This is a genomic window from Rubidibacter lacunae KORDI 51-2 (genome assembly GCF_000473895.1).
Lineage (GTDB): Bacteria > Cyanobacteriota > Cyanobacteriia > Cyanobacteriales > Rubidibacteraceae > Rubidibacter > Rubidibacter lacunae.
This window is the reverse complement of the sequence record NZ_ASSJ01000049.1, coordinates 16,101-40,301: the sequence shown is the minus strand read 5'-3', so window position 1 is coordinate 40,301 and position 24,201 is coordinate 16,101. Positions and strand designations below refer to the sequence as shown.

24 protein-coding genes and 1 pseudogene are annotated in these 24,201 nt (G+C 57.0%); 15 read left to right on the top strand and 10 right to left on the bottom strand.

Features of this window, described 5'->3' with window-relative positions; translation table 11 throughout:
- The first annotated feature begins 658 nt into the window (after positions 1-658).
- The gene (locus KR51_RS08690; RefSeq protein ID WP_156915048.1) at positions 659-1,735 is read left to right on the top strand and encodes a site-specific integrase; all 1,077 of its coding nucleotides are present in this window, start codon (positions 659-661) and stop codon (positions 1,733-1,735) included.
- Positions 1,736-2,102: 367 nt separating this feature from the next.
- Here KR51_RS08690 and KR51_RS20645 read toward each other — a convergent pair whose 3' ends face one another.
- The 3 genes and pseudogenes from KR51_RS20645 to KR51_RS08675 all read right to left on the bottom strand — a co-directional run bounded on the left by KR51_RS20645 (position 2,103) and on the right by KR51_RS08675 (position 5,705).
- Entirely contained in the window at positions 2,103-2,555 is a 453-nt protein-coding gene (locus KR51_RS20645) for a hypothetical protein (RefSeq protein ID WP_232214574.1), read from the bottom strand.
- 13 nt (positions 2,556-2,568) lie between these two features.
- A pseudogene (locus KR51_RS21260) lies at positions 2,569-3,057 on the bottom strand (DNA cytosine methyltransferase); the annotation flags it as partial.
- 203 nt (positions 3,058-3,260) lie between these two features.
- A complete protein-coding gene (locus tag KR51_RS08675) occupies positions 3,261-5,705 on the bottom strand; it encodes an AAA family ATPase (protein WP_022606877.1) in 2,445 nt (814 codons plus the stop codon).
- Between the two features lie 179 nt (positions 5,706-5,884).
- Here KR51_RS08675 and KR51_RS08670 point away from each other — a divergent pair, with 179 nt between their 5' ends.
- Both KR51_RS08670 and KR51_RS08665 read left to right on the top strand, forming a co-directional pair.
- Entirely contained in the window at positions 5,885-6,556 is a 672-nt protein-coding gene (locus KR51_RS08670) for an XRE family transcriptional regulator (RefSeq protein WP_022606875.1), read from the top strand.
- A 4-nt stretch (positions 6,557-6,560) separates the two neighbouring features.
- On the top strand, positions 6,561-6,755 hold the full coding sequence (locus KR51_RS08665) for a hypothetical protein (RefSeq protein ID WP_022606873.1): 195 nt from the start codon (positions 6,561-6,563) through the stop codon (positions 6,753-6,755).
- 1,043 nt (positions 6,756-7,798) lie between these two features.
- Here the strand turns inward: KR51_RS08665 and KR51_RS08660 are convergent.
- On the bottom strand, positions 7,799-8,200 hold the full coding sequence (locus KR51_RS08660; RefSeq protein ID WP_022606867.1) for a CU044_2847 family protein: 402 nt from the start codon (positions 8,198-8,200) through the stop codon (positions 7,799-7,801).
- A 97-nt stretch (positions 8,201-8,297) separates the two neighbouring features.
- Here KR51_RS08660 and KR51_RS08655 point away from each other — a divergent pair, with 97 nt between their 5' ends.
- The 5 genes from KR51_RS08655 (at position 8,298) to KR51_RS08635 (ending at position 16,616) form a co-directional block, all read left to right on the top strand.
- Positions 8,298-9,848 (top strand): caspase family protein, encoded by a 1,551-nt coding sequence (locus KR51_RS08655; RefSeq protein WP_022606866.1) that lies wholly within the window; start codon positions 8,298-8,300, stop codon positions 9,846-9,848.
- Between the two features lie 8 nt (positions 9,849-9,856).
- Positions 9,857-10,861 carry an AAA family ATPase gene (locus tag KR51_RS08650; protein ID WP_022606863.1) on the top strand — a complete coding sequence of 335 codons (1,005 nt, stop codon included), beginning with the start codon at positions 9,857-9,859 and terminating at the stop codon, positions 10,859-10,861.
- Entirely contained in the window at positions 10,858-11,952 is a 1,095-nt protein-coding gene (locus tag KR51_RS08645; RefSeq protein ID WP_156915046.1) for a hypothetical protein, read from the top strand. The genes KR51_RS08650 and KR51_RS08645 overlap by 4 nt, the downstream gene beginning before the upstream one ends.
- Before the next feature lie 10 nt (positions 11,953-11,962).
- Positions 11,963-15,619, top strand: a complete 3,657-nt coding sequence (locus tag KR51_RS20205; protein ID WP_022606859.1) for an SUMF1/EgtB/PvdO family nonheme iron enzyme — start codon at positions 11,963-11,965, stop codon at positions 15,617-15,619.
- A gap of 124 nt (positions 15,620-15,743) precedes the next feature.
- On the top strand, positions 15,744-16,616 hold the full coding sequence (locus KR51_RS08635; protein WP_022606857.1) for a formylglycine-generating enzyme family protein: 873 nt from the start codon (positions 15,744-15,746) through the stop codon (positions 16,614-16,616).
- 220 nt (positions 16,617-16,836) lie between these two features.
- Here KR51_RS08635 and KR51_RS20635 read toward each other — a convergent pair whose 3' ends face one another.
- The gene (locus KR51_RS20635) at positions 16,837-17,223 is read right to left on the bottom strand and encodes a hypothetical protein (protein ID WP_040655692.1); all 387 of its coding nucleotides are present in this window, start codon (positions 17,221-17,223) and stop codon (positions 16,837-16,839) included.
- Positions 17,224-17,613: 390 nt separating this feature from the next.
- Complete coding sequence (locus KR51_RS08625; protein WP_022606852.1) at positions 17,614-18,069, bottom strand: hypothetical protein; 456 nt, start codon at positions 18,067-18,069, stop codon at positions 17,614-17,616.
- 228 nt (positions 18,070-18,297) lie between these two features.
- Here KR51_RS08625 and KR51_RS08620 point away from each other — a divergent pair, with 228 nt between their 5' ends.
- Both KR51_RS08620 and KR51_RS08615 read left to right on the top strand, forming a co-directional pair.
- A complete protein-coding gene (locus KR51_RS08620) occupies positions 18,298-18,501 on the top strand; it encodes a type II toxin-antitoxin system HicB family antitoxin (RefSeq protein WP_022606851.1) in 204 nt (67 codons plus the stop codon).
- On the top strand, positions 18,498-18,707 hold the full coding sequence (locus KR51_RS08615) for a type II toxin-antitoxin system HicA family toxin (protein ID WP_022606850.1): 210 nt from the start codon (positions 18,498-18,500) through the stop codon (positions 18,705-18,707). Before KR51_RS08620 ends, KR51_RS08615 begins: the two co-directional genes overlap by 4 nt.
- A 140-nt stretch (positions 18,708-18,847) precedes the next feature.
- Here the strand turns inward: KR51_RS08615 and KR51_RS08610 are convergent, their stop codons facing one another.
- The 3 genes from KR51_RS08610 to KR51_RS08600 form a co-directional block, all read right to left on the bottom strand.
- Positions 18,848-19,195, bottom strand: a complete 348-nt coding sequence (locus KR51_RS08610; protein WP_022606849.1) for a DUF6876 family protein — start codon at positions 19,193-19,195, stop codon at positions 18,848-18,850.
- Positions 19,196-19,456: 261 nt separating this feature from the next.
- Positions 19,457-19,690 (bottom strand): hypothetical protein, encoded by a 234-nt coding sequence (locus tag KR51_RS08605; RefSeq protein ID WP_022606848.1) that lies wholly within the window; start codon positions 19,688-19,690, stop codon positions 19,457-19,459.
- 81 nt (positions 19,691-19,771) lie between these two features.
- Positions 19,772-20,344 (bottom strand): hypothetical protein, encoded by a 573-nt coding sequence (locus KR51_RS08600; RefSeq protein WP_022606847.1) that lies wholly within the window; start codon positions 20,342-20,344, stop codon positions 19,772-19,774.
- A gap of 173 nt (positions 20,345-20,517) precedes the next feature.
- Between KR51_RS08600 and KR51_RS08595 the strand changes: the two genes are divergently transcribed.
- Both KR51_RS08595 and KR51_RS19565 read left to right on the top strand, forming a co-directional pair.
- Complete coding sequence (locus KR51_RS08595; RefSeq protein WP_022606846.1) at positions 20,518-20,769, top strand: hypothetical protein; 252 nt, start codon at positions 20,518-20,520, stop codon at positions 20,767-20,769.
- A 174-nt stretch (positions 20,770-20,943) separates the two neighbouring features.
- Entirely contained in the window at positions 20,944-21,330 is a 387-nt protein-coding gene (locus KR51_RS19565) for a hypothetical protein (protein ID WP_156915045.1), read from the top strand.
- Positions 21,331-21,530: 200 nt separating this feature from the next.
- On the opposite strand, the gene KR51_RS19560 is transcribed toward KR51_RS19565, so the two are convergent.
- Positions 21,531-21,749, bottom strand: coding sequence for a hypothetical protein (locus KR51_RS19560; RefSeq protein ID WP_156915044.1), 219 nt, complete (start codon positions 21,747-21,749; stop codon positions 21,531-21,533).
- Between the two features lie 705 nt (positions 21,750-22,454).
- Here KR51_RS19560 and KR51_RS08585 point away from each other — a divergent pair.
- From KR51_RS08585 to KR51_RS08575, 3 genes are all read left to right on the top strand, one after another.
- Positions 22,455-22,970, top strand: coding sequence for a YaaC family protein (locus KR51_RS08585; RefSeq protein ID WP_156915043.1), 516 nt, complete (start codon positions 22,455-22,457; stop codon positions 22,968-22,970).
- Positions 22,971-23,099: 129 nt separating this feature from the next.
- Positions 23,100-23,369 carry a YaaC family protein gene (locus tag KR51_RS08580; RefSeq protein ID WP_156915042.1) on the top strand — a complete coding sequence of 90 codons (270 nt, stop codon included), beginning with the start codon at positions 23,100-23,102 and terminating at the stop codon, positions 23,367-23,369.
- 341 nt (positions 23,370-23,710) lie between these two features.
- Positions 23,711-24,196 carry a hypothetical protein gene (locus KR51_RS08575; RefSeq protein WP_022606840.1) on the top strand — a complete coding sequence of 162 codons (486 nt, stop codon included), beginning with the start codon at positions 23,711-23,713 and terminating at the stop codon, positions 24,194-24,196.
- The last annotated feature ends 5 nt before the right edge of the window (positions 24,197-24,201 follow it).

Genomic DNA, 24,201 nt, shown 5'->3' with positions numbered 1-24,201 from the left:
ATGAAAAAACTTCTGAGATGACTGCACCGTAGGGAATTGTCAACTTAAGAGGTTATTTGAAAAGTAGAGTTTCGCGAAAATAGGCACATGACTCACGACGAGGGAACAGAACTTTCAAGGCCTTTCTAGGGGTAGCTCAAGGTAGTCTGATACTCAGCTGGACCCTTTTCAAACAGCCTCTAAAGTTAATGGTACATATGAACTAGTTTACTGTGCTGGGTCGAGTTAGCAAGCTCTGCCTGTTGTGCGTCAGTCTCTGGTGCCGATCGTACGTAAAGGGCACATGCGTACAAGTGAGGTTGGTGCATAGTTTGTCCATTGGACTAAATTTTGACTGGGTTTCCCTACCCCATCCGGCCTCAATGGCACCTGCAGCTCAAACGAGTTCCAAACGCCAAAACGCCGGAACCCATTTGTGTCGGGAGATTCCGGCGTAGTTTTGAGGATGGCTCAGGGGTGATTTGAACACCCGACACGAGGCTTATGAGTCCCTGCTTCATAGTCTATGATTGCGATATATCAGTAGCTTTTCCGTTCATGTGCGTTTTAGTGACTAGAATGGTGACTAGTAGAGGGTGAGGCGGTTGTCACCATGAGGGACCGAGTTGCGCAGGCCAATGGGCGCCTTAAGGCATCGAGCATCGGCGTTCGGATCGAGATGCGCAAGAATCGCTTGCTTCTGCGATCGACTCTGCCGCCTAAACCAGGCTCGGACAGGAAAGAGCCCCACCAGCAGAGGATTTTCCTTGGCGTACATGCGAACCCGGCAGGGGTAAAGGTCGCTGAGGCCAAAGCGCGGGAGATTTCTGCCCAGCTCGATCTGGGCTCGTTCTCCTGGGAGTCGTACGGGAAATCCAAACCGGTAGAGACGATTCCCGAAACAGAGAAGCTGGTGCAGTGCTTTCGAGAGCACTATTTCTCTACTCGCCAACTCACAGAAACGACCCATCAAACCTGGTGTAAGGATTATTTGAGAGTATTCCGCGAGCTTCCGCCGCATGAAGAGCTGACCGTTGCCCGTTTGGAAAGAGCTGTACTTGCGACAGAACCAGGGACGAGGCTTAGAGACCGCTTCTGTGTTGCACTCGGCGCCCTAGCGAAGTTTGCCGATCTGCCGTTTGATACGAGCAAGTATCGCGGTAAGAAGTCGACTCGCCGGATCAACCCCCGTGACCTACCCGATGATCGGACTATTGCGGAGTGGTTTCTCAAACTCAGTACGCGAAATCCACAGTGGGGTTGGGTATATGGAATCATTGCAGCCTATGGGTTGAGACCGTCCGAAGTCTGGCTCTTCGATACGGAAGCCATCAAAAACGAGCCGGGGATTATCTCCGTGCTGGCTGGAAAGACCGGATATAGAGAAGGTGTGATGCCCCTGTATCCAGAATGGTGGCAGGAGTGGGGGCTTTTCGAGGTCAAGCTCCCCACCAATAACTCGAAGGATATCGGCAGAGCAGTCGGTCAATATTTTCGAAGGGCTGGCGTCCCGTTCAAGCCCTATGACCTCCGCCATGCTTGGGCTGGACGTGCTGCAAAGTTTGGAATTGATACCGGCTCGGCGGCTTACCAAATGGGACATTCAGTACAAATTCACCACACGCACTACGGGCACTGGTACAACGACCGGCATCAACGACTGGTCTTCTCGTTAATACTGCAACGAGCAGATCGTCCCATGGCTCCAGAGTTGCCCGCCGAAACTGAAGCTATCGGTACTCCAGCGGCTTGTTGAGAACCCGAGTAATTGCTATGACGTTCCACTGATAAGACGGTCGAGCTGCCCCCGAGCGGCTCTTGATCCGATAGTGAGTGCCAATCTGGAGTGTCCCATCCGACCGCATCCTTGCGAGAGTCCAACGGGAGATATCGAGGTCCTCAGTAGCCTCTCTCGTCGATTTCCAGAGCTTTTCAGTCATCTCGAATTACCTTTTCTTAGAATTGCTTCGGTTGCGAACGTCAATTACTCAAAGCAACGGCAGGACTGCGGCGATGGGCTGACCGCGCGCGATCGCCTGACGCACCTGGGATAACTTGCCGCGCGGGACGGAGCGCTTGCGGGTCTTCCAGGGATCGCCGACCTTCTCGTCCCAGCAGTATGCCTAGAACCAGTGGTCTGGTTCCTTGGGGTTCCGGTCCCGTTCGCTGGCGATTCTGGGATCCCTCTGCACCCGTCCGGCTATATCCGTCTTGTGCTGCAGGAACTTATAGAGGCTGCCGCTGGCGGGTTTCTTCTGCGAGATCGTGCCAGTATTGGACCCGCCGGAGGGCGATCGCAGCCACGCGCGGGTCCAGTAGGTTTCCGGCTGCCATGCGCTGATGGCGCAGAGTTCGACTGCGGCTCGGGAGTCCGATGGGTCGAGGAAGCTTTCCGGGAGTCCGTAGCAGGTGCTCAGGAAAGCCGGGTTGATGACCTCGTTGCGCTGCAGCACGCCAGACGCCCTCAAGGTGGCTTCGAGCTTGGTCTGTCCAGGAGGTCGCCCGGTCCCACGGCAGCTTAAGGCAGCAGGCGAAGGCAACCAGCAATAGCCTTCGGCGAGGGAAGGGAGCGCCAAGGTGTCCGCTGCCGACGACGAGCGGGCGGTCGAGTCGGTAGCCGAGCTGGGCGATTGCCTCTGCAAGCACTGCAAAATAGCTGCCGGATGTTTGTCCGGGTCGCAAAGGGCAGCGAAGCAGTCCGGGGACGTTCTCGATGGCGAAGTAGGCGGGTTGGAGTGCGGCGATCGCTCGGAGGATTGTGGGGAAGCAGTCGCGCTCGTCGTCGCGCCCGAGCCGTTTGCCTTGGACGGAGAAGGGTTGGCAGGGAGGCGAGGCGGTGACGAGATCGACCTTGCCGCGCAGCGATCGCCAGTCGGTATCTGCGACCTCGAGGTGGATGGGTATGCCGGGGTAACGTTTGGCGAGGACGTCGCGGCAGTAGGGGTCGCGCTCGCAAAAGCCGACGAGGCGGAAGCTCCCGAACTGGAGGGCGGCGAAGGGGAAGCCCGCCCCGACGCCGGAGCAGAGGTCGAGCTGGCGGAGAAGTCGTTCATCAGTAGTGGGGGGTGCTGAGCACATGGCACGGATGAGGGATCCAGTTTTCCTTAGGTGAGGCTTGAATCGCCTTGCTCTGAGAGTTTCGGCAATCCCTTTAAAAAGGCTCTGGCGTCGAACGCATGGTTGGCGGGGCTTGCACCGAGCAGGGTAGGGCGTTCGCGCCCCGGGTCGCTCTCAGTGCAGTGCGCTCGGTCTGATGCGCGTTCATGATTCGGAGTCTCGATTTAGGCGGGCTTGATTGTGCGCAGGTGGGCTAGGGGGATGTCGTAGGCATACGCCCACTTCGGGGCTTTTACGTGGGCTTTGCCATCGGCGATCGCCAGTACCTCCAGCGCCCTGCCCCGACAGGTCACTGCTATTGACCCCGAGGGCCCGCAGTAGCGACAGCGATCGCCCACCTGCAAATTTGAGTTGACGCGTTTTTGCCGTCCAACGACCTGCGCTTCCTCTGCTGGGGGGGATTCCGCTCGCTGGACGGGGGGTTGCGCTCCGTTACAGCCGTCCAGCGACTCGACGCTAGACCCTGCCTGCGTTTCGGGCTCGCTGGACACCGCCCTGGGAGACATACGCGCGTCGGGCACGAAGTAGACTTTGTAGCGGGTCTTGCCACCCTGCCCGTTGCCGTTGTCCTTCAGTCGGTGTTCGGCTTCGACCAGACCTTTTTTGCGCAATCGCTCCAAACTCTTGCGGATGGTGTCGCGCGTAGCACCGCCCAGATCTTCCACCCCCAGCAGCTCCTGAGGTTCGTAGCGGATGCCATGATGCAGCTCCAGATAGTCGAGCAGCCGCGCTGAGAGCGGACGCTCGTCGCGGACGGATTCCGAATGTTCGCCTTGGTAGCTCCAGGAATAGTCCTCCACGTTCAGCTCCAGCGTGTAGTTGCCGCTGCAGCCCGAACGCGACTTCTCAACGTCCAGGATGCGATGGTTGCGTCCAAGTCCCTGGTTGACCTCTGCGGGTTTGGGGCGGCGCAGGTGCCAGACTTCGGAAACGTTATTGCGAATCGCTGTCGTACCGCGTACGGCACCGCCCTTGTTCTCGTGGTGCAGCACTAGGAAGGTGCAGCCGAAATCGTTCGCTAGGTCGACGAGGTCGTAAAGGCTGCTGGCGTAGGTGGTGTCTTTCTCTTCGGCTGTTGCAGCGCGGTTGGCGCTGGTGAGGGAGTCGATGACGACGAAGCCGGGGCGCTCGCGGGTAATCCAGAGGCGCAGTTGATGCATCTGGGAGAACTGCCAGTGCTGCTCGATCGCCACCCAACCCCGTTTGACTTCCTCGGCGTAGCCGGCGATGTCGAGGCGCTCGCGGGTGTCGATCTCGGGCTCGTCGGTTTGGACGAGGAGGCATTTGACCTGCTGGGTGCGGAAGCCGTTCCAGGGGCGACCGGAGGCGATCGCCTTGATGAGGTCGTAAGCGAGGAGGGTCTTGCCGGTGCCGCCGTCGGCGTAGAGGACGATGGTGGTGGCGGCGCTGATGTACCCGGCGACGAGCCATTGGCGCTCTTCGGTGCGGCTGGCAAGGAAGTCGTGGACGTCGCGGGGGGCGAAGTCGTGGGATTCGTGCTGGTAGTCGTAGAACATGGCGCGCAAGCTATCGGGCGGCTGCCGGAGGCGGCGCGCGAGCTGGTTGAGTTCCCAAGTTTGGCGCGCGCGGCTGGGGATTTGAAGGATCTTGCCGACGGCTGTCATGGTGGACTGGAAGTCGGCGGGGGAGTCCGGGGCGATCGCGGGCGGTTTGCCTGCCGACTCTTGACGCTGCCGCCAGAGCCAGCCTTTGATGCAGCCCTCGATCTGTTCGGGCGAGAGGCTGGGCCCGGGGTTGTCTTTGACCGCTGACTTCCAGAGGCGATCGCCATCGCGTTCTGACAGCGGGGGCGAGCAGCGCTGGCAGAACGTGTCGAGCATCTGGCGCGGGTCGCCCTCAAACATCTGTCCGATGCCGGCGAGGTAGCCGGCCGTGCCGAGCAGGTCGCGAGTGAGGCGGGCACCGGAGTTGTCGCGGCAGCCTTGGGGCACGCCCTCGTCGAAGAGGTGGCGGTTCTCGCGGCTGAGGCAGCAATACAGCGGGACGGCAGCATTTACGGGGAGTCGAAACTGGCGGTCGAACGCTTGCCAAGATGCCGTTAATGACGTCTGCGGCTGCATCTGTTGGAGCATCCAGCCAGGGGCGGGGGCGATCGCGCATTCCTCGAAGCTCTGTCCCGGCAGGAAGCGGTAGCCGTCCGTTTGCGGGTGGTGACCGGTGACAACCGACTGGCAGCCGTCCCAGCGCAGCTCCAACCCTTCGCCCGGAACCGCTGCCTTCAGCTTGCGGGTGGCGATCGCGTCCCAGTGCTCCCGTGTCACCCGATAAATCAACTGGCAGCGTCCCGGGCGGCCGGATGTGACCCCGACCGTCTTCGGCAGCGCTTCGGCGAGCGGGAGTCCAGAGAGTTTCTCCACCAGGCGATCGCAACTTGCTCCATCCACATCCACGAAGAGCAGCCCGCCCGATGGCGTGCCGCATAGCACGCCGATGGCATGACACCTTCCCGCCGCAATCTCCGAGACAACTTCTTGTTTTGAAAGCGGATGAATCGACCAATTCTTCAGATAGGGAGCCTTGTTCCTTCCAACTGCAACCCATGCCAATTCATCCGGCATCTGTCGCAAGATATTATCCAGCGCGCCCACTGAGCCACCTCACTTTCAGCCATTTTCGTTGCGGCTGAATTCTTGATAAGTACAAAAGAACTATAACAAGAACTTTCTTAAAAGATCTACTCAAAAAGTGCCCGTTTGGGCACATTTTCTGGACTTTTTAAAATCTTTCTCGTACGATGCCAATATAGTCATTTTAGTACGCATGTTCTATGTCAAGGTCATCGCCCCAGGAGCCACCCCTCAGCGCTGGCATCGGTCGGCGGATCGAGGAAATTCGCGGCGAACTGACTCAGCAGGAGTTCGCTCGCAGCATCCGCGTCGGTCTGCGCACGCTGATTCGCTACGAGCAGGAGGAGCGCTTGCCGGATATCGAGGTATCGGCGCGCATCTGTGAAGTCTACGATGTGGACCCCGGTTGGCTGATGACCGGGAAGGGGTCACTCCGTCCGCCCGGAAAAAGCATTTCGATCCGCCACTACGACATCTCGGCATCGGCGGGTCCGGGGGCGTTTGCCGACTGGGAGCCCCCGGCGCGGTGGGTTTCTATCGATCTGGAGTGGCTTCGGCAGGACCTGCACGTCTCTCCGTCGGACGTGACGCTGATTGACGTGCGCGGGGACTCAATGACTCCGACCCTCCTGCACGGCGACCAAATGCTGGTTTCGCATACGGTCGCAGAGCCATTGCCGCCGGGCATCTACGTCATCCGGGTCGAAGGATTGCTGCTGGTGAAGCGGTTGGAGCTGCAGCCGGGAAGGAAGCTGCAGGTGATTTCAGATAACCCGGTGTACCCGCCCTATGTGGTGGACCTGACAGCTGAGGGCATCGACTTCGCGGTGCTAGGACAGGTGGTGTGGATGGGTCGCAACATGGAGGAATAACGAGATGCAGGGTCAGACGATGGAAACGATGCAAATTCCGGTGGAGACTTACCACAACCTCGTGAGGCACCTGAGCGTCCACACGACAGCAGATGGGTGGGCGAAGACCTGTCTGGAGGAGCTGCAGCGGGAGGCACGTCGGGTGTTGGTGTGCGATCGCAGCTGGCGAGCGGTCCGTACCGACTACGATCGGAACTGAGTCGCGCGTATGTGTCCGATGGCGGTGTCCAGCGAGCCGCAAACTCTCTTGCTGTCCGGGGTCGAGTCGCTGGACGGGGCGAAAGACGGGAAAGGCCTTCCAGCGACCGCAATGCACCTCCGCGCGCGGGTTAAAGGTCGCTGGAAGCAATTGGGCGTTTCTACGGCGCTATCGCCTACCAGAACAGCCCCAGGAACTCGCTGACTGCGTCGGCGGCGCGGTGGTAGCATTCCTCGGCGGGGTAGCTACGCGGTTTGCAGTCCGTCGCGCAGTAGTACGCGATCGCGGGCGTAGCCACGCCACGTGTTGACACCCACATGAAGGTGTTTGCCGTCTATTTCAAGTTCCATGGTCTTGCCTCGATACATTCCTAGGAAGTCTGCCTAGATGCGTCTGGTCAGCTCCTCGCTGGCGAACTGAGCCCTTTCGAGTTTGAACCTTACCTTCTTCGGCAAAGAAGATCACCCTGGTAGGATCCTGCGACTGCGAGAGCCGGGTTTATGCGCCGGAGCGTAAGTACAACCCTCCCCATTCCTTAGGGTAAGAGTAGATGCTTTCGTTTGCAGGTTTAGAATTAAGGACTTGAACTGCGAGAGCTGATTTGCGAGTAGCAAGCTTGATACGCTCTCGCTGGCTCTCATCGCAAAACAACCAATAATAGTAGTGCTGTGAGTCCGGGTTATTCCACCGGTCGAGATAGGCAATGGAAATACTCATACAGTTCTGTGTAAAGCCAGGGCGAGTGTGCATTCATAGCCGCGCGCTCACCTTCTTAAAAGCATTAAGATCCGGATTGAGACACTAGTAATCAACGCTGTAACGACGTTCACCAAGACTGTGACCAACGTGCAAGTGGGCAGGTCCAGGTATGTGTTAGCCGCCCACCCATGGTACAAGTGCGTTTGTGACAAGCTTATGCTCGATATATCTCAGCTCAAACTCGCCCATCCACCACTAAGGCTAGCTTCCAATTTGTTTCCGAACTTTATAGGGATCGCGGTACGGATGCCTGACCCAGATTCAGTTGCTGGACTAATGCACTCCTAACTTGTTTCAACTGTTTCGGGTTCGGTGGCACTATGCGCGTCGGGAAAGGTACATTTGACCTGGATCTCTAAGTTGCTTTCGGCAGAGCCTTCGGTGATATAGGGGATGCCCACTTTACCACCGATTTTGAGCCCGAACTTGAGGGTGATTTCCTCAACTCGAGCAGCACTAAACTCTTTGAATGCACTGACTGCATAGGTGGTATAGCCGCGAATCATGTCCGTTGCCCGTTGCATTTTGACTTCCGGGATGTCGTCGCCGCGACCGTCGTGCTGGTCACCGAGCAAATCTTTGCTAGCCTCTGGTAGTCCTACATCTCGTGCTTCAACAAAGATCTCGTATTGATTGCCATGGTCGTCCGTATAGACAAATCGTCTAATCGCTGACTCATCAGTCATGGAATCACGCATTTAAAGAAATTGTTTCTGGCTGCTGGGTAAGATATCATATTTTACTTGCGGCGGCCCAGCACCCAGGTTTCTTCTGACACGCAACATGTACGAAGCTCCTCGTTATGCCCTCATTATTGGAATCTCGTCGTACGACCATCTGCAAGGACTTCCCAGTGCTGCTGCTGACGCGCAGGAGTTGGCACGGACTCTCCGAGACAGCAAAAACTTCACCGTCACGCTAATTCCTCATAAGTCTCAACAACCATTTGAAGTCGATACAGAAAAAAGGGTTGAGTTTGACGAACTTGGCAAAGCTATCCGAAAGTTCATGAACGCGCGAAAGGAGGGAGACAGCGTTCTAATCTACTTTGCCGGTCACGGGCTGCGAGTCGGTAATGAATGGGGGAATTTCCAGTGCTACCTCGCAACCTCTGACAGCAAGCGAAATGGCAGCAAGGCCATCACATTTGATGACCTGAAAAAAGCTGTTTTTCGCAAGAAAATGGGCAGTTTAGTATTGCTTTTTGATTGCTGCCATGCTGGAGCTTTAGCAGAGGAGCGGTGGGGCGGAGAACATCTGACAGATCATTTTCCTGAGTTTAGAACAACCCGAGGATATGCAATTTTTGCTGCTTGCCGAGAAAAGGAAATGGCGATTAACGACCTGCTTTCCAATCACGGTATTTTTACTAAGGCACTGCTCGATGTTCTGAAATCGGGTGACTTTGACAAGCTTGGCCGACTATCGCTTTTTGCTGTCGCCGACCAGGTATACGGTAAGCTTTACGGGAGCGGGCAAACGCCGGTGCTGCTGGTGCACAATGGTTTGGAGCTTTATCTTGTCCGCAGAGTTGGGGACTCCTCAGTTTCCCGCGAGAAAGAGCCTGACATTAGCGGCCGGGAGCTTCATCGATTTGTCGAGGCTCTGCGGAGGCTCAACTTCGATCGCGAAAGTGAAGATTTTGCCAAGTTCTTCCGTACCGACCAGCCGGTGGGGGCTTTCTGGATTGGCGGTCGGGCGGGTGGCGGGCAAAGGTGGTTGGTTAACCGCCTGTGGCAGGACTTGGTCTCAGATTCGACGGCGCAAAAGCCCTCCTTACACGTTAAGTCTACCTGGACGGTTTCTGAGGTTTGCCAACGCCTGGGCGACCAACTCGGAACGGAAGGAAATGCGGGGGCAATTGTTGACAGGCTATTCGCGGACTGGAAGAAGGGGAAGGCCGTTGCCGTCTCGCTGCTAGGTGTCGAACGTTTGAAACCGGATTGCCAATTGCAAATTATCGAGCAGCTTTGGAAACCACTGGCCGCTCGGGTTGGGGAGGAGACCTCGCATGTCCCGCTGGTGCTGTTTATGATTGCTGAGGGACGTGGGAAGGGTTGTCCGCTCCCACACACGAGGATGGGGGAACGCGAGCGCCCCGAGCAGGTGGCTGCCGTTCTGCTAGAAGGCTTCGACGGAAGAAGCTTGCGGAGGTGGGTGCAACAACGCGAGGAGACATTGAGGGCTTTTTTGGAGAAAGAGTTGACGGTGCAATACTTCGGGGACGAGCTAGCAAGGCGTGTGGATGCAATGGAACCTCAGAGCGTGCTGGAGACGATCTGCGAGCATTGTGGCTTTGACTGGTCACTTATTGAAGAGAAATTTGTTATTTAGGAGGGGCTATGGCAGCGTTTAACGAAATATTTGACAAGAACTATCCTCGTTATTCGGGGAAGAAAGAGTTTCAGCCGAAACGCGAGGAAAAGGAGAACAGGCGGCGGGTGTTTCCTTACTCGCCGGAGCCAGGGTTGGAAAAGGCAGTGAATTTGGCGATCGCGCTGGAACGGCCACTGCTGCTGCAGGGGGAGCCGGGATGCGGGAAGACGCTGCTGGCGCGGGCAGTAGCCTACGAGTTTGGGGTGCGGGCAACGGGCAACGGGGCTGACTGGCCGTTTTTTCAGTGGAATATCAAGTCGACCACAGTAGCGCAGGAGGGACGGTACACGTTCGACGCGCTCGGAAAACTGAGAGACGTTCAGTTGTTGGGAAATAAAGAAGTTTTGGGCCAAGATAAATACAGCGAGCTGGTTGCCGATCTGAGAGATCCGATGAGCTATATCGCGATGGGGGCATTGGGTCGAGCTTATGAGACTGAGACATACCGACCCGTGGTGCTAATCGACGAAATTGACAAGGCGTCGATTGACTTTCCAAACGATTTATTATCAGAGCTGGAAGAGCAACAGTTTGCGATCGCAGAGACACAGAAGACTGTGAAGGCAAAGCTACCACCGATCGTGTTTGTGACGAGCAACAGCGAGCAGGAGCTACCGGAGGCATTTTTACGCCGCTGTATTTTTTACTATTTAGCATTTCCTGATGAGGAGCGGCTGAAGCAAATTGCACTTTTACATTTTCCGGATCACCGGCTCGACAAGTTATTCGATAAGGCAATCGCGACGTTTCTGGAGGTTCGGCAGCAGGGAAGCCGGGGAAACTTTGGAAAGAAGGCGGGAACGAGCGAGCTACTCGATTGGCTGCGGGTGTTGACGGGGAAGTCTCCGAAGGACGCGAGCAAAGAAGTTGAAGCGTTGCTAGGCGATAAGGCGCAGCTTGGAGTGTTGCTGAAAACGAAAGCGGATGTGGAGCGCGTCTGGAAGCAGCCGGAGCGGGCGGAGGGGTCGTGATGGACTCCTTACTGCTGCCGTTGTATGAGTTGTTTTTACAGGTGCGCGAGCCTTTAGGGTTGCGGCCGGATCAGTATGTAGCGTTGCTGGAGGCGCTGGAGTTGGGGTTCGGCTGTGCAGGAGGGGAGAATTACGATGACCTGCGCGAGGTTTGCCGGTTACTGTGGGCAAAGACACCTGCAGATGGAGCCCTTTTTGACCGGGAGTTTTCAGCATATCTAGCACGGTTGCCGCAGGAGGGGGCTTCAGTTCGCTCAGGTAAAAGGGATTCTAGTGAGTTCGGGGAGAAAGGGGACTTGCCGCCAATCGGGCCGTTGCCGAAGGCTCCTAAACGCGGAACGCGAGCATCCCCTTCTCCGAAGCAAGCTCCGGCGCGAGTAGCAGCGGCGTACCGAGGGCTCCCAGACCCACCGCTGGGATTGACGGAATCGCAGCACGGGTTCGTGTTGGTGCCGAGTGAGTTTCCGTTCGAGTTGCGACCGGCTCGGTATCGGTGGCGTAAGTTGCGGCGGGTGGCAAGGGCAGGAAGGTCGGAAGAAATAGATGTTGTGAAGGCGGTGCAGGCAGTGGCGAGAGAGCGCTGCTGTTTCGAGTTGCCCTATCTGCCACAGCGGGAGAATCGTTTGGAGCTGGTGTTTTTGGAGGATCGCGAGGGGTCGATGATGCCGTTTCGAACTGTGGCGGACCGGTTGGTAGAGACTGTGGAGCGGCAGCAGTTCGAGCAAGTTCGGCTCTACTATTTCCGCAATTGCCCGCGCGAGGTGGTGTACGAGAAGCCTAAGGGGACGGACGAGGTGCCGTTGGAGGCGCTGCGGTTGGGTCGGCGGTGCTCGGTGGTGGTGGTGCTGAGCGATGCGGGGGCAGCACGGGGCGGTTACAGTCCAGGGCGTGTAGACACGACGCGGACATTTTTGCAGAGCTTGCGCCTGCGGACGTGGGGAGTGGCGTGGTTGAATCCGATGCCTCGCCGGCGCTGGACTGGAACGACGGCGGAGGCGATCGCGCAGGTGCTGGAGGAAGTGATGGGCGCGAGGATGTTCGAGCTGAGCGAAGATGGGTTGATGGCGGCGCTGGAGTGGGTGCGGGGGTAAGGCAATGGTCATGGCAGTTTCGGCAGAGGCACAGGAGTGGGAGGAGAAGTCGGCGCAGCGGAGGGTGACGGCGTTTGTGCGGCGCTACGGGCGCAGCTACTGGGACTTGGCTGCGCATACGGCATTACCGCTGGCAGTAACGCCGGAGCTAGCTTATTGCCTGAGAGAGAATTTTGTGCGGGAGGCTCCGTGGGTCGCGATCGCGGACTTATTGCTGTCGCCGCTGTGCAAGGTGGTAGGGGACGGGCTCTACGAGATGAGCGAGGCGGTGCGTCAACGGGCGATCGCGCATTTACTGTCGGACGATCGCTTTGGGGAGGAGAGGCTCTGGCGGTTGGCCGAGTTCATGGAAGATTACATCGCAGCACAACTGCCGAAAAACCGGCGTGCAGAGCGGGAGCTTGGACCGATGCCGCGCTGGACGGCGTTGGGGTATATTCGGTCGGGGGAGAGTGCTAAAAAGTTGCGGCAGCAGGTTGAGGCTGCGTTGCGATCGCCTGATGTAGAAGTACGGGAGCAAGCGGCGCTGTTTGTGGACGTGCGGGAGGATGCGTTGCTGTCAGCGGGGTTGGAGCTGTTGGTAGGACAGGTGCGCGGAGAGAAGCACTTCGGTCTCCCGCGCTTAAGGGATCCTCTGCTGCGGACTTTCTCCGGGCATGACTCTGCAGTCAATGCGGTGGTGGTGACTCCAGACGGGCAGCGGGTGGTCTCGACCTCAAACGACCGAACTCTGAAAGTATGGGACCTGGAGAGCGGACGAGAGTTGCTGACCCTTACTGGGCATGATGCTGCAGTTAATGCGGTGGTGGTGACTCCAGACGGGCAGCGGGTCGTCTCGGGCTCATTTGACTGCACCCTGAAAATATGGAACTTGGAGAGTGGACGGGAGCTGCAGACCCTCATCGAGCACAATACGGGTTCAGTTTGGGCAGTAGCGGTGACTTTAGACGGGCAGCGGGCGGTCTCGGCATCGGAGGACAGCACCCTGCGAGTGTGGGACTTGAGGAGTGGAAGTGAGCTGCAAACCCTCTCTGGGCATGATGCTGCAGTCAATGCGGTGGTGGTGACCCTAGACGGGCAGCGGGCGGTCTCGGCATCGGAGGACAGCACCCTGCGAGTGTGGGACTTGAGGAGTGGAAGTGAGCTGCAAACTCTCTCTGGGCACGAGTCTGGAGTTTGGGCAGTAGCAGTGACTCCAGACGGGCAGCGAGCAGTCTCGGGATCGGAGGACAGCACCCTGCGAGTGTGGGACTTGGGGAGTAAAAGGGAGTTGCAAACCCTCTCTGGGCATGAGTCTGCAGTCAGGGCAGTAGCGGTGACCCCAGACGGGCAGCGAGCGGTCTCGGGATCGGAGGACAGCACCCTGCGAGTGTGGGACTTGATGAGTGAAAGGGAGCTGCAAACCTTCTCTGGGCATGAGTCTGCAGTCAGGACAGTAGCAGTGACCCCAGACGGGCGGCTAGCGGTTTCAGGCTCGGACGACGGCACCCTAAAAGTATGGGACCTGGGGAGAGGAGGGGGGATGGAGGAGATCTCTGTGCGGGTGGTGACGATCGCTATCGAGGAAGTCGCACCCCCCTCTAAAGAACTCGAACGGCTACTTGCTGAGGCGAGAGCCAAGGGCAATCGTGACACAGAGGCACTGACCCTGGGCGAGTTGGGCAATACCTATTTGGACTCTGGAGAGGTCGAGCGAGCAATTCAGACCTTCTTCGATTGTATGGAGGTCTCGGAGCAGATAGCGGCCTCAGACGTTCGGGCGAAAGCCTTGGGTTCTCTAGGAAAGTGCTACGCGCGGCTCTATGATTGGGGGCAGGCGACGACCTTCCTAGTTTGGGCTGTCGAACTGCATCGAGAGCTTGGAGACCGGGTGGGAGAGGCGATCTCGCTGGGCGAATTGGGAATTTGCCATGTCGAGGTCGGGGAACTTGATAAGGCGGCGTCTTTATACGAGGAGTCTCTTCTAGCAGCACGAGAAACAGGTCGGCGGAGCGTGGAAGCAAGTGCGTTGAATGGATTGGCGAAGTGCGCATACTTACGTGGAAATTACGACGTAGCGATCGCTAACTATCGGGCTTCTTTGGCCATCAGCAATGAGATCGAAGATCGGCCCAGAGAGGCGCTGACTCTGATTGGTTTAGGTCATTGCTTTGTGGCGACTGGGGTGCAAGAGCAAGCTATTCAAGCAATTAAGACGCTGGAGCATGCGCTGGAAATTGCTCGTGAGGATAGGCTGCGGCCACTTATAGCTCATGCATTGCATGGTCTGGGACACGCTTATGTCCAGTTGACGAATATAGAGCAGGCAAGGAACCTGCTTGAAGAATCAATCGCGATTTTTCAAGCTGAGAGGATTCGGCTTGAGGAGAGCCAGGCTTTAGGTCTGCTGGGTGAGTGTTTCTTTGCATTGGGCAATCGGGACCGGGCTATTGAGTTATGCCAACAGGCAATTGGAATTGCTCAGGAGATTAACGACCGCACTGGCATAGCGTTAAATTACTCTCGCTTGGGACACATTTATTACGAGCTTGTAGACCTACAGCGGGCGATCGCTGTGCTGCAGGATGCTTTGGCGCTGTATGAAAATCTGGACGATCGCGGTGGTGAAGCCGATGCATTAGAGATGCTAGACCAATGTTACCAATTGCTGGGAAAACGCGAACGTTCAGAAGAGTTCCGACGCAGAGCGCGAGAGATACGCCGAGAGCTGGGGCAGGAGGAGCCCGAATCTTTCGAACTGAAGGTTTTCGAGTTTGTGACGCCGACGGTGGATCGACGTGGGGTAGTGGCACGATCGCGGACCCTTGAGGCAAGCTATTTCGAGGAGCCACTGGGCGAGGAGTGCTTAGAAATGGTAGCGATTCCAGGTGGAAAGTTTCTTATGGGCTCGCCTGAGGAAGAAGATGGCGGTTCCGACGAGCAACCCCAGCATCTTGTCCGGGTCGAGCCATTTTTTATAAGCAAGGTTCCAATTACACAGGCACAGTGGCGATTTGTTGCACGAATCGAACAGGTCGCTTGGGAACTTGGTACGGACCCATCACGTTATAAGGGGGACAATCGCCCTGTGGAAAATGTCAGATGGTATGATATTAACGAGTTTTGCGCGCGCCTTTCTCGACATACTGGCTGCAAGTACCGGTTGCCGAGCGAGGCAGAATGGGAATATGCCTGTCGGGCTGGGACATCGTCACCGTTTGCATATGGCGAGACGCTGACGAGGGATTTAGCATCCTACGACACTGACTTTACATACGCTGAGGAGCCCACAGAACGGAAGCCAAAAGATTCTCGTCAAACTATTAACGTCGGGCAGCTTCCTCCAAATGCTTTTGGGTTGTGTGACATGCACGGTAATGTCTGGGAGTGGTGCGCCGACCCGTGGCATAAGAATTATCGGGGTGCCCCTGAGAGCGGTCGTATCTGGGATAAAAAACTCGACAGCGGAGTTTACGAGAACTTAGAAACAAGCCTGCCGGAATTACTCGCAGATGAGCGTCCACGCGTTATTCGCGGGGGTTGCTGGAACAACCATCCGAGGAGCTGTCGCTCGGCAAATCGCAACTGGGACATCCCCGTCAACCGTTACGTCAGCCAAGGGTTCCGCGTTGCCCGTTCCGCCCGGAGCACTCTTCGCTGTCAGAGCTGGCGGATAGTGAATCCGTAGGGAGCACTTGAAGAGTCCTGACCTCTCCGGCGATGCAAGTGCATTCGAAAACCAACTGGGCCGGGCGAACTTAGTAGGCAATGCCGAATAATCTGAGCGCTCCCCCCCCTTTAGAGGTTGCGGCATGGGTACACCACAAACGAAACTCGATTTTCGCTACCGCAAGGAGCGGGTTCTACGCTTTGTAGAGGATCCGAACGGCCTCGGGCTAGAGATGATGCTGGTGTCTGGCGGAGAGTTCTGGATGGGCTCTCCGGAAGAGGAACCGGGGCGAAGTATGGGTGAAGGACCGCAGCATGAAGTCCAAGTGCGAGCCTTTCTGCTCGGGCGTTACCCAGTTACCCAGTCGCAGTGGCGTTTCGTAGTGGAAAGGGTGCCGCAGATCGCTGTAAAGCTAGACTCCAATCCGTCTGGGTTCGAAGGGAAAGATCGCCCGGTGGAAAAGGTCAAGTGGTACGAAGCAATCGAGTTTTGCGCGCGCTTATCTCAATTAATGGGGGTAGTGTATCGCTTGCCGAGCGAGGCAGAGTGGGAGTACGCCTGCCGCGCGGGAACAACAACTCCGTTTCACTTCGGAAAAACAATCTCGTCCGATGTGGCTAACTACGATGCCACAAAAGTCTATGGACAAGGTGAAGTCGGTAAGCGTCAAGGAGAAACGACATCGGTCGGTTACTTCGATGCAGCCAATAACTTCGGGCTCTCGGACATGCACGGGAATGTCTGGGAGTGGTGCGCAGATCCGTGGCACAAGAATTACCAAGGGGCCCCCGGAAGCGGTCATGTCTGGGACGGAAAACTAGACAGTGGTGTTTACGAGATCATAGAATCAAGCCTGTCAGAATTACTTGCAGATAATCGTAAACGTGTTACTCGCGGCGGTTCTTGGTTCACCCCTCCGAGGTACTGTCGCTCGGCGTTTCGCACCAGGATCGTCCCCGACTTCGGGTTCGACTACCAAGGGTTCCGCGTTGCCCGTTCTGCCCCTAGGACCTAACCCTTAAATCTTTTACACTTTTACCCTGTTCCGGGCCGCGCAAAATCGAGCGCAAAGATTTTTTGCACAAACGCGAACCCTGGGAACAGCATGAGAGGCCGTTCGCGCTTTCTCGCGGAATGCTTCCAGAATTCACTGGTGATGAGAGGATTCTTTTTTATCGATAACCACGATCGCGTCCAAGTCGGCGAGCAGAAACCACGAAAGTCATGGGGTAGTACTAAAAAGTTAATAATGCCTTGTAGTTTTGAATGAAAATCCTGAAAATGCCCATACGATCGAGCATACGTGTGGAACAGCTAAACTCAACAACACTAGCCATGAGCGCGCCGTCGACGCGAGGTGCAGTTAAAGCGCCCGATGACGTTATTTTTTTCCAGTTTGCTTGGTGACGACCTGATCGTGTTTCGAGGTTAGTACGCCCCAATCGGTCTCCCAGTAATCTATGTAGATACCGGTACTCTGTGATTAACCGGGGGGTATCACGATCAGAGCGCTTCACCTCGCTCGAAACCTCTCGAGCCGCCTGGGCACCGATGATTTCTTGGGTTTGGCGATCGATTGCCAGCCAGACCCACTGACCACTGACGGTAGCCTTTGTTGTCAACCAACGATCGCAGACGTGATATCTACCTGAGTTTCCCATTGCTAGCATTAGTTGTTCCGCGACTATCACCAGACATCCAGTCAATCTCCGGCTCCCCGGACAACGGATTGGGGGGCATGATCGCGCGATTGTTGGGTTTGCAGAGGGCCCCAGGAGTCTGTCGGTGTCAAAATTCTTACTCCGTCGACGTCGGCGCACTCCTCTTTATAGCGATCTAAGTGACATACATCCACAATCGTTCCGCACGCGCCCGGTTCCAATTTGCAATGCGGGAAGCGCGACGAGTAGTTAAATGCCATACAAAAGTTCAGGTAGTGCTGTCATTCAAACTTCCTCCCCACATCGATTGCCAAAGTTTCATGCAGGGCGGTCTACAAGTCACGCCTGAACTTACTGCTCGAAAAGCTCTGAGGCTCCGGTTGCCAGCAGCGTTGCAGACACCAGCGCTCGCTTTTGCGCCATCTTCTGCAATGTGTTCACCAGGTCAAATTTATCGCGACGATTGCGATACTTCTTCTCCCAACTGTTGCAGCTTCCCTCAGACTGTGCGATCGCCTGCCCATTCCACGTCAGCGTGCAGCGGTAGCGGTAGTAAAACAGCGGTTCCCCGTTTTCCTTGCCCGTGAAGTCCTCGACCATGTGGCACATCTCGAAATGCGTCGCCAGCCCGAACAAACGCACGAGCTTTTCAGCACCGGGCTTGAATAGTATCGGTCTCTGACCTCCCGCGATCGCACCAAAATCCCTGCCTCGCTTCATGTGCGCGCGACAGAATGCAACGAGCTGCTGGGTGCGATCGCTGCGATTCACTAACGGCTGTGCATCCAGGTGTACGAGTTCGGACATACGTTCATCTCCACATGAAGTCAATGAAAAACTGGAGCGTAAGCGCTTCCTAAATTGTACTTAAACTATGCTCGAATCAATTCACAAAATCCCAAAGATCGAACAGCAATATAGGACGAAAATAGAGCTCTTCAGGTAAGCGACAGCGGCATATTAAAATGGCACAAGCAAGCTGCCCACAGATTTGCTAGAATTCGACCATTCGATCGACATCTAACATTGGAAACGATGAAAATCAGAGCCATTATTCATTCTGCTGAAGAAGGGGGCTACTGGGCAGAAGTCCCGGCACTGCCCGGCTGCGTGACCGAGGGGGATTCTATTGACGAAACGATTGACAACCTCAAGGATGCGGTTGAGGGATGGTTAGAGGTGGCAAATCAAAGCCGACAGCCAGACGCGGAATCCGAAGTTGTCGAAATTGCTGTATGAAGTCAGTTCCGGGTAAAAAACTGTGCAAAATCCTGGAGAAGAGAGGCTGGGTTCTCAAGAAGGTAACGGGCAGCCACCACATTTACGAAAAGTCCGGCGAAAGCAAGATTGTCTCGGTCCCCGTGCATCGCAACCGAGACTTGAAGATTGGCACTCTGAAGTCGATTATGAACATCGCTCAGCTATTAGAAGAAGACTTACAGTGAAGTGACAAACGCTGCGAGTACCCCTACAAACGCATCTCTCCAGCTCGGCATGTAAGGCATACTTGACCGTCGGTGGCTCCCAATATCTAAGGGAAAATGCAGCCCGCCATGTGACAGGCTACTAGGGTCGGGCGATCGCGCTAGTACTCGCTTGGCAGCATCAACACGCCATTGCAGCAGTAAAGCTTCGTACTCGCCAGCGGGAAGTCAGTGTAGGCAATCTCCTGCCGCACCAACAGCGGGCGATCGCTGTCCTCGCGACAGGTCAGCACCGCGCGATCGCCCTCCTGTTTGACTAACTCCCAGAGCTGGAACGGAACGCGGCGCAAGTTCGGCTGGTGACTGGCGATCGCGTCCACGATCCAGTGAGCGCCAGCGCGATCGGCTAGGTACTTCACGCCCTCGGTGTAGCGCATCCGCAGCCAGTGGCGGTAAAGCACCTCTGAGCCGGTGAATCGGTTTAGATCGTAGGCAGTTAGGGTCGTCATAGTTTGGCAATGGCGGTGTTTTCTTAGGGGAAATGCAGTCTGTCAATTGGTGGGCGGCTGAAATTTGGCGGATGGACGAGATCGCGACCATAGCGGGTACACGTCTACTACCTCGTCCAGCCCACAGCGCTTGTAGGCTTGCTACCAAGCGGCGGCAGCGTTAGGCGCGTCCAGGATGTAGCACTCGATTTCGCCCAGGTCCTTGCCCGTGAGGCGATCGACCTCGATGTGCTCGATGCGGAATTGCGGCTTGATTCTCTCCTAAAATGGCGGTTCGTCGTCGGACTGCAGCCAGAAGCACGCCAGGTAGTAGCCGTTCTGCAGCCAGTGGGCGATCTGGGCTTCGATGTCGGTACGACCAACCGGGCGGTCGAAGGTGCGAACGAGGTGTTGCACGTCGGCGGGTTCGAGATGGTCGTCCTCGCGCACCAACTCGCGGGTTAGCAGCGTGCAGCCATAGGACCAGTGCGATCGCGGCTCGTGAGTAGCGGTCATGATAAAAACTCCGAAAATTTGCAGCGGACGGAGTGGGGAGGCACGGACCCTCCCCCGAATCGTTAGCGTTCGCCTACGGCATTACTGCTTGACCGCCTGCAGCACGCAGGTAGTAGCGATCGCGCGGTGGCTTTCTTCGGACAGTTCGATACCCGCCATCTCGCGCCCGACAGTATCCCAAGCGAAGCGATAGAGCTTGGCGACCTGCTCGACTGTGGCTGCCATCATGCGCTTGCGTTCCGGGTGCCACTCGTAGCGATCGCGCCAGTCATCGGGCAGCGCGGGCGCGTCCTCGTCAGCCGCAGCCGTAGCGAGCTGCTGGGGAGGGGCCACAGCTGGAGCGGGTGAGGAATAGCCAAAGGCATCGAAGTCGCGAGCGATCGCCTCTTCGTCCTCGGGAGCAATCTGAGGCGGTGCCAGCGGTGGGGCGTTGTGGGGCTGCTTGTCGATAAGCGTGAGGTTGCCGCTGCCGTGAGACGCGACGAGCACGCGCTGGCTGAGGCGGATAGCAAGTGCCACCGGGTCATCACCCGGACGCCAGATGGCTTTCCGCTCGCCATCGGGAGTGAGAACGTCGAACACGACGCGGTCGCCCTGCTTGGTAGAAACCTGGCGCGGATTGCTAACGGCTTCGACTTCGATTAGCTGTGCCATGATTGGAGTGCTCCTAGTGAGTGGGGTGATCGCAACTTCTTGGTGGATAGGGCGATCGTCTCTTGGTTTATATGTACTATTTTAACAGGATATCCAGTAATAATCAATAGGTTGATAGGTTTTTTTAACGGGATGGCACGCTAGAATGAGCGGGACGCTATTGCAGGGACACAATGCCAGGAACCCACAACAGCGGCAGACCGGGCGGGAACCCAGAGCTTGCCAAGTATCACTACACCACCGACCGCAGCGAGCCGCTGACTGAGAACCTCAACATCAAGGTCCCGCGCTCATGGAAAGCTGTGGTCCGAGCTGAGAAGGGCTGGCCCGACCGCGTGCGGCGTGCGATCGCGGCGGAGTTCGAGCTGGAAGACAACCCCCAACCAGGGGCCGGGGGCACGGGAGAAGAAACCGAGGAAGCCTAACCGAACAGCCCGAGCTGGGCAGCCACCGGCGCGGCACCGACGGCCGCCGGCGAGCCAACCCAGCCAGGGCAACCGGGCACGGGCGACAGCCCCCAACCGGCGGGCACCGGCAGCGACCCGAGAAACACCAGCGCCGGAACACCGGACCCGAGAGCAAACGCCAGCGACGCCCAGGTGCCCGAGCCAGCACCACAGAAACACCGCCGCGACGCCGCCGACGGCAGCAGACCGGCCGGGCACGCCGACGCGGGGAACGAGACCCAAAGACCGCCACCAGCCGCCACCGCCCGGACGACCGCCACCGACCGGGCCGCAAACGCACCGCGCCCACGACCCCAGCAACCGGAGGCAACCTCGAAGACCTCCGCTGCTGGGAACCGCGCCCGGAAGAACGCATCCACGCCTGCCGCGCAGCCGACCAGCACCCGCGCATCCGGCGCGACGGCGGCGGCAGCCGCCGACAGCGCGCAACGCGCGCCAGACGGCAGACGGCGGGAACCGGAGAAACCAACAACGGAGAAGCGAGAAACGACAGAGGCAACCACAACAAAACCCCTTTAAATTAATAATACTATTGTACCATTAAGTAATAGGAATTAGAAGCTGAAACCCTTGCTGTGAAAAGATCTTAACGATTTGCATGAGGTGAAAAAATGGACATCCGTGCGTGCTACCCTGCCCTCCGACCTCCCCCCATTCCCGTCTTTTTGTACCACTAGGAGCGGAGCCCCCAGGAAACAAAAAAAGCACACGAATGTGTGCTATTTTCCGCACTTTTGGGCGTAGCGACGACCGCCGAGACAGCAGCGATCGCGCCGGGCTGCGGCTGCCCACCGACCGCGAGTGAGGAGTGCGGGGGGAGAGGAGCGACCTGCGCGCGACGGTCCAACGGCGACCCCCGCCGACGAATGAGCAATCGATCGCCGAACCGCACACAGCGAACGACGAGTGTGGGGGAAAGCGGGCGGGGCTACTTGCACGGCGCGATCGCTCGGGCTCTTTGCCAACTACCAGGCGATCACAGGTGCTTAGGATTTCCCCTAAGAAAACTGGCAAGCGATCGTTCACAAACTGAGGTAGACGATCGTCATAGATGTATAGGTATTGATTGGCTGACCCCTCGGGGAGAGGACGACGGGAGGGGTCAGCCAGGAGCGCAGCTTTGCGAGCGACCCAGAGAACGCTAGCGCGCAGGCGCACGACAGCGGGGGAGGCTGTGGCGGACCGTTGCTTGCCCTTGCTACTTCTTCATCCCACGTTTCACCACTTGACGTGTCTCCGCTGGGTGCAATGCTGAGTACGTTACTGAAGCTTAGCCAGACAGTATGCGTCTAAGCGTCTGCGACACTCCTAGGGCGGAATATTTCCCGGTGCGATCGCGCCAGAACTACGCGATCGAGCAGCGCCTGCGCGGCGTAGTCATCGTGTAACTCTGGGGCTTGCCGCGAAGTTTAAGTCATCCGATCCAAATCTGCACCATGTAGAAATGACATCAAGATATGTGTATGTTTTTTGCTTTGAAGGGAGGCTATCAGCGATTCTGGAGATACTCGTTCTGCATAGATTTAAGTTGCAAAACGAGTCCTAATTAGAGTTAGGCAACTGAGATGGGAATACTCAGACTTCCTCTGCTTGGCTCCTTCCAGCGTGGCCCACGCCTCAAGACTGAGAATTCACTCGAGGCGGTGTGGAGCCAGATTGAGCGTGCGAGTCTGCCGGATTACCTCGCCACGCTCACTCCCTTCAAGACAGCCGACTGGGATTGCAATCGCGCCTATGCTGCGGTCCGAATCCGGCAGGCAGTGGAGTTTCGGCGCAGTGCCGCAAGCGGCACTCTCGTCACCGCCCCTCTCACGCTCTACTACTCCTTCCTAAACCTCCTTCGCGGCTTCATGGCTCTGGTACCAGAGATAAGGTCAACCCCTGGGCATGGGCTCGCGCTGGTCGAGGCACCTGATCTGCTCTCAACGGCAGCGCGATTGCAGCGAGCCGGCACGTTTCGCGAGTACCTGACCGCAGTTGGCGCGACCTCCACCTTACAAAAGCCAATCACGCTTTCTGACTGCCTTTCGTACATACCGGAACTGCTATCGGGAGGACCTACAACAGAGTCGCGGAACGTGTATCCGGCACGGATTGAAGCCAAGAGTAACGGCGATACCCGCGTTCACCTATCCGTTCCTGAGGATGAGGTAGAATAGTTCAGGCAAGAGTGGCGGAACCTGTTCCCAAAGCTGGCGGACCGGTGCGAGCTAGCTGATGACAGTCCTGCCCTTACGGTGAAGCTCGACGGTACAGATCGTGCCGTGGCTAACTTCTGTAAAGACACCATGTGGGACAACATGTCGTACGGCTGGGACCCTATTTGGTTCGCCCCCCGCCTCAGGGGCAGCATCGGCAGCATGCCACGAGAGTCATTCTATTACCTTGCCATGTTCATTCTTGGAAGTGTCGCCCGGTACACGCCGGAGCTGCTTCTCGCAGTGTCGAGCCCGAAGACGGAAGTCGGCTGGAACCTCGAGCGGTTCTTGACCGCAGCCGAGCGGTACTTCCCGCACCTCATGCTTCGTTGGTGGACCGATGAGAGCCTCTACTTCTAGCCCCGCACGCGTAATACTCTCCGATGGCCAATGGAGCGTTCACAGGATCAACGAGAACATGCCTCACACGCCGCTGCAGACGGATCGGCCTTCGGCCGACCGCTGACCGGCAAGAACGTTAGGCTTTCGCCCGTTCTTCTCTGTTTCAGCCTCAATTGAAGAGTTATTTCAGAGGTTGGCTTGTTGGGAAGCGATCGGTTATTCTTCCAGCAAACGAGCCACTGCGAACCTAACTCGGCGCCGGAGCCGACAGTCGGAACTCAATCCTCTCGGCCTTCTGCCCCTGCTGCGGCTCACCTTCTGGACGTTAGGTACTCACACAATAATTTCTAGGAGCATTCATGGCAGTTAACCCTCAACAAGAACTCGTGTGGCAGGGTCGAATTCATCTTGGAGATGAGCCCGGCATATACGGTGATGCTTCGTATAGCGGTCTCACGGTCGAACTACCGCTAACCGTTCAACGCCTCGATCCCTCCAATACTGATGCTAAGTCGTTTCGAATCGTGCTAGACACGCAAGGGTTACAGACATTCGAAGGATTTCCCGGGCATGAGATTACTGTCACGATCTACGAACCCGATCCAGAAAAACAATACCATTTTGTCGAACGAATTCTGGCTCGTGAACAATTCACGGGCAAGGATAATAATCATAAAGAAATCACCACCAATGTTGGTGACGCAGCAGGACCATTTCGAATATCGGTGAGTGTTCGATGTGATACCGAGGTTACACCAGGACTTTATGATGATTTCGTATGGCGACGTCTGTCATTGCTTGCAGAGAACTTTGCATTTTTTGCTTCTTTTGGATTTCCGAGCTAGCCCGA

What these genes read in the sequence shown, in the direction of transcription:
- KR51_RS08655 (WP_022606866.1), top strand. Translation starts at nt 8,298, where the DNA reads ATGTACGAAGCTCCTCGTTATGCCCTCATTATTGGAATCTCGTCGTAC.
- KR51_RS08615 (WP_022606850.1), top strand. Translation starts at nt 18,498, where the DNA reads ATGAAGTCAGTTCCGGGTAAAAAACTGTGCAAAATCCTGGAGAAGAGA.
- KR51_RS08575 (WP_022606840.1), top strand. Translation starts at nt 23,711, where the DNA reads ATGGCAGTTAACCCTCAACAAGAACTCGTGTGGCAGGGTCGAATTCAT.
- KR51_RS08595 (WP_022606846.1), top strand. Translation starts at nt 20,518, where the DNA reads ATGCCAGGAACCCACAACAGCGGCAGACCGGGCGGGAACCCAGAGCTT.
- KR51_RS08610 (WP_022606849.1), bottom strand. Translation starts at nt 19,195, where the DNA reads ATGACGACCCTAACTGCCTACGATCTAAACCGATTCACCGGCTCAGAG.
- KR51_RS08635 (WP_022606857.1), top strand. Translation starts at nt 15,744, where the DNA reads ATGGGTACACCACAAACGAAACTCGATTTTCGCTACCGCAAGGAGCGG.
- KR51_RS08650 (WP_022606863.1), top strand. Translation starts at nt 9,857, where the DNA reads ATGGCAGCGTTTAACGAAATATTTGACAAGAACTATCCTCGTTATTCG.
- KR51_RS08620 (WP_022606851.1), top strand. Translation starts at nt 18,298, where the DNA reads ATGAAAATCAGAGCCATTATTCATTCTGCTGAAGAAGGGGGCTACTGG.
- KR51_RS08625 (WP_022606852.1), bottom strand. Translation starts at nt 18,069, where the DNA reads ATGTCCGAACTCGTACACCTGGATGCACAGCCGTTAGTGAATCGCAGC.
- KR51_RS08665 (WP_022606873.1), top strand. Translation starts at nt 6,561, where the DNA reads ATGCAGGGTCAGACGATGGAAACGATGCAAATTCCGGTGGAGACTTAC.
- KR51_RS08605 (WP_022606848.1), bottom strand. Translation starts at nt 19,690, where the DNA reads ATGACCGCTACTCACGAGCCGCGATCGCACTGGTCCTATGGCTGCACG.
- KR51_RS08600 (WP_022606847.1), bottom strand. Translation starts at nt 20,344, where the DNA reads ATGGCACAGCTAATCGAAGTCGAAGCCGTTAGCAATCCGCGCCAGGTT.
- KR51_RS08690 (WP_156915048.1), top strand. Translation starts at nt 659, where the DNA reads ATGCGCAAGAATCGCTTGCTTCTGCGATCGACTCTGCCGCCTAAACCA.
- KR51_RS08580 (WP_156915042.1), top strand. Translation starts at nt 23,100, where the DNA reads ATGTGGGACAACATGTCGTACGGCTGGGACCCTATTTGGTTCGCCCCC.
- KR51_RS08660 (WP_022606867.1), bottom strand. Translation starts at nt 8,200, where the DNA reads ATGACTGATGAGTCAGCGATTAGACGATTTGTCTATACGGACGACCAT.
- KR51_RS08670 (WP_022606875.1), top strand. Translation starts at nt 5,885, where the DNA reads ATGTCAAGGTCATCGCCCCAGGAGCCACCCCTCAGCGCTGGCATCGGT.
- KR51_RS20205 (WP_022606859.1), top strand. Translation starts at nt 11,963, where the DNA reads ATGGCAGTTTCGGCAGAGGCACAGGAGTGGGAGGAGAAGTCGGCGCAG.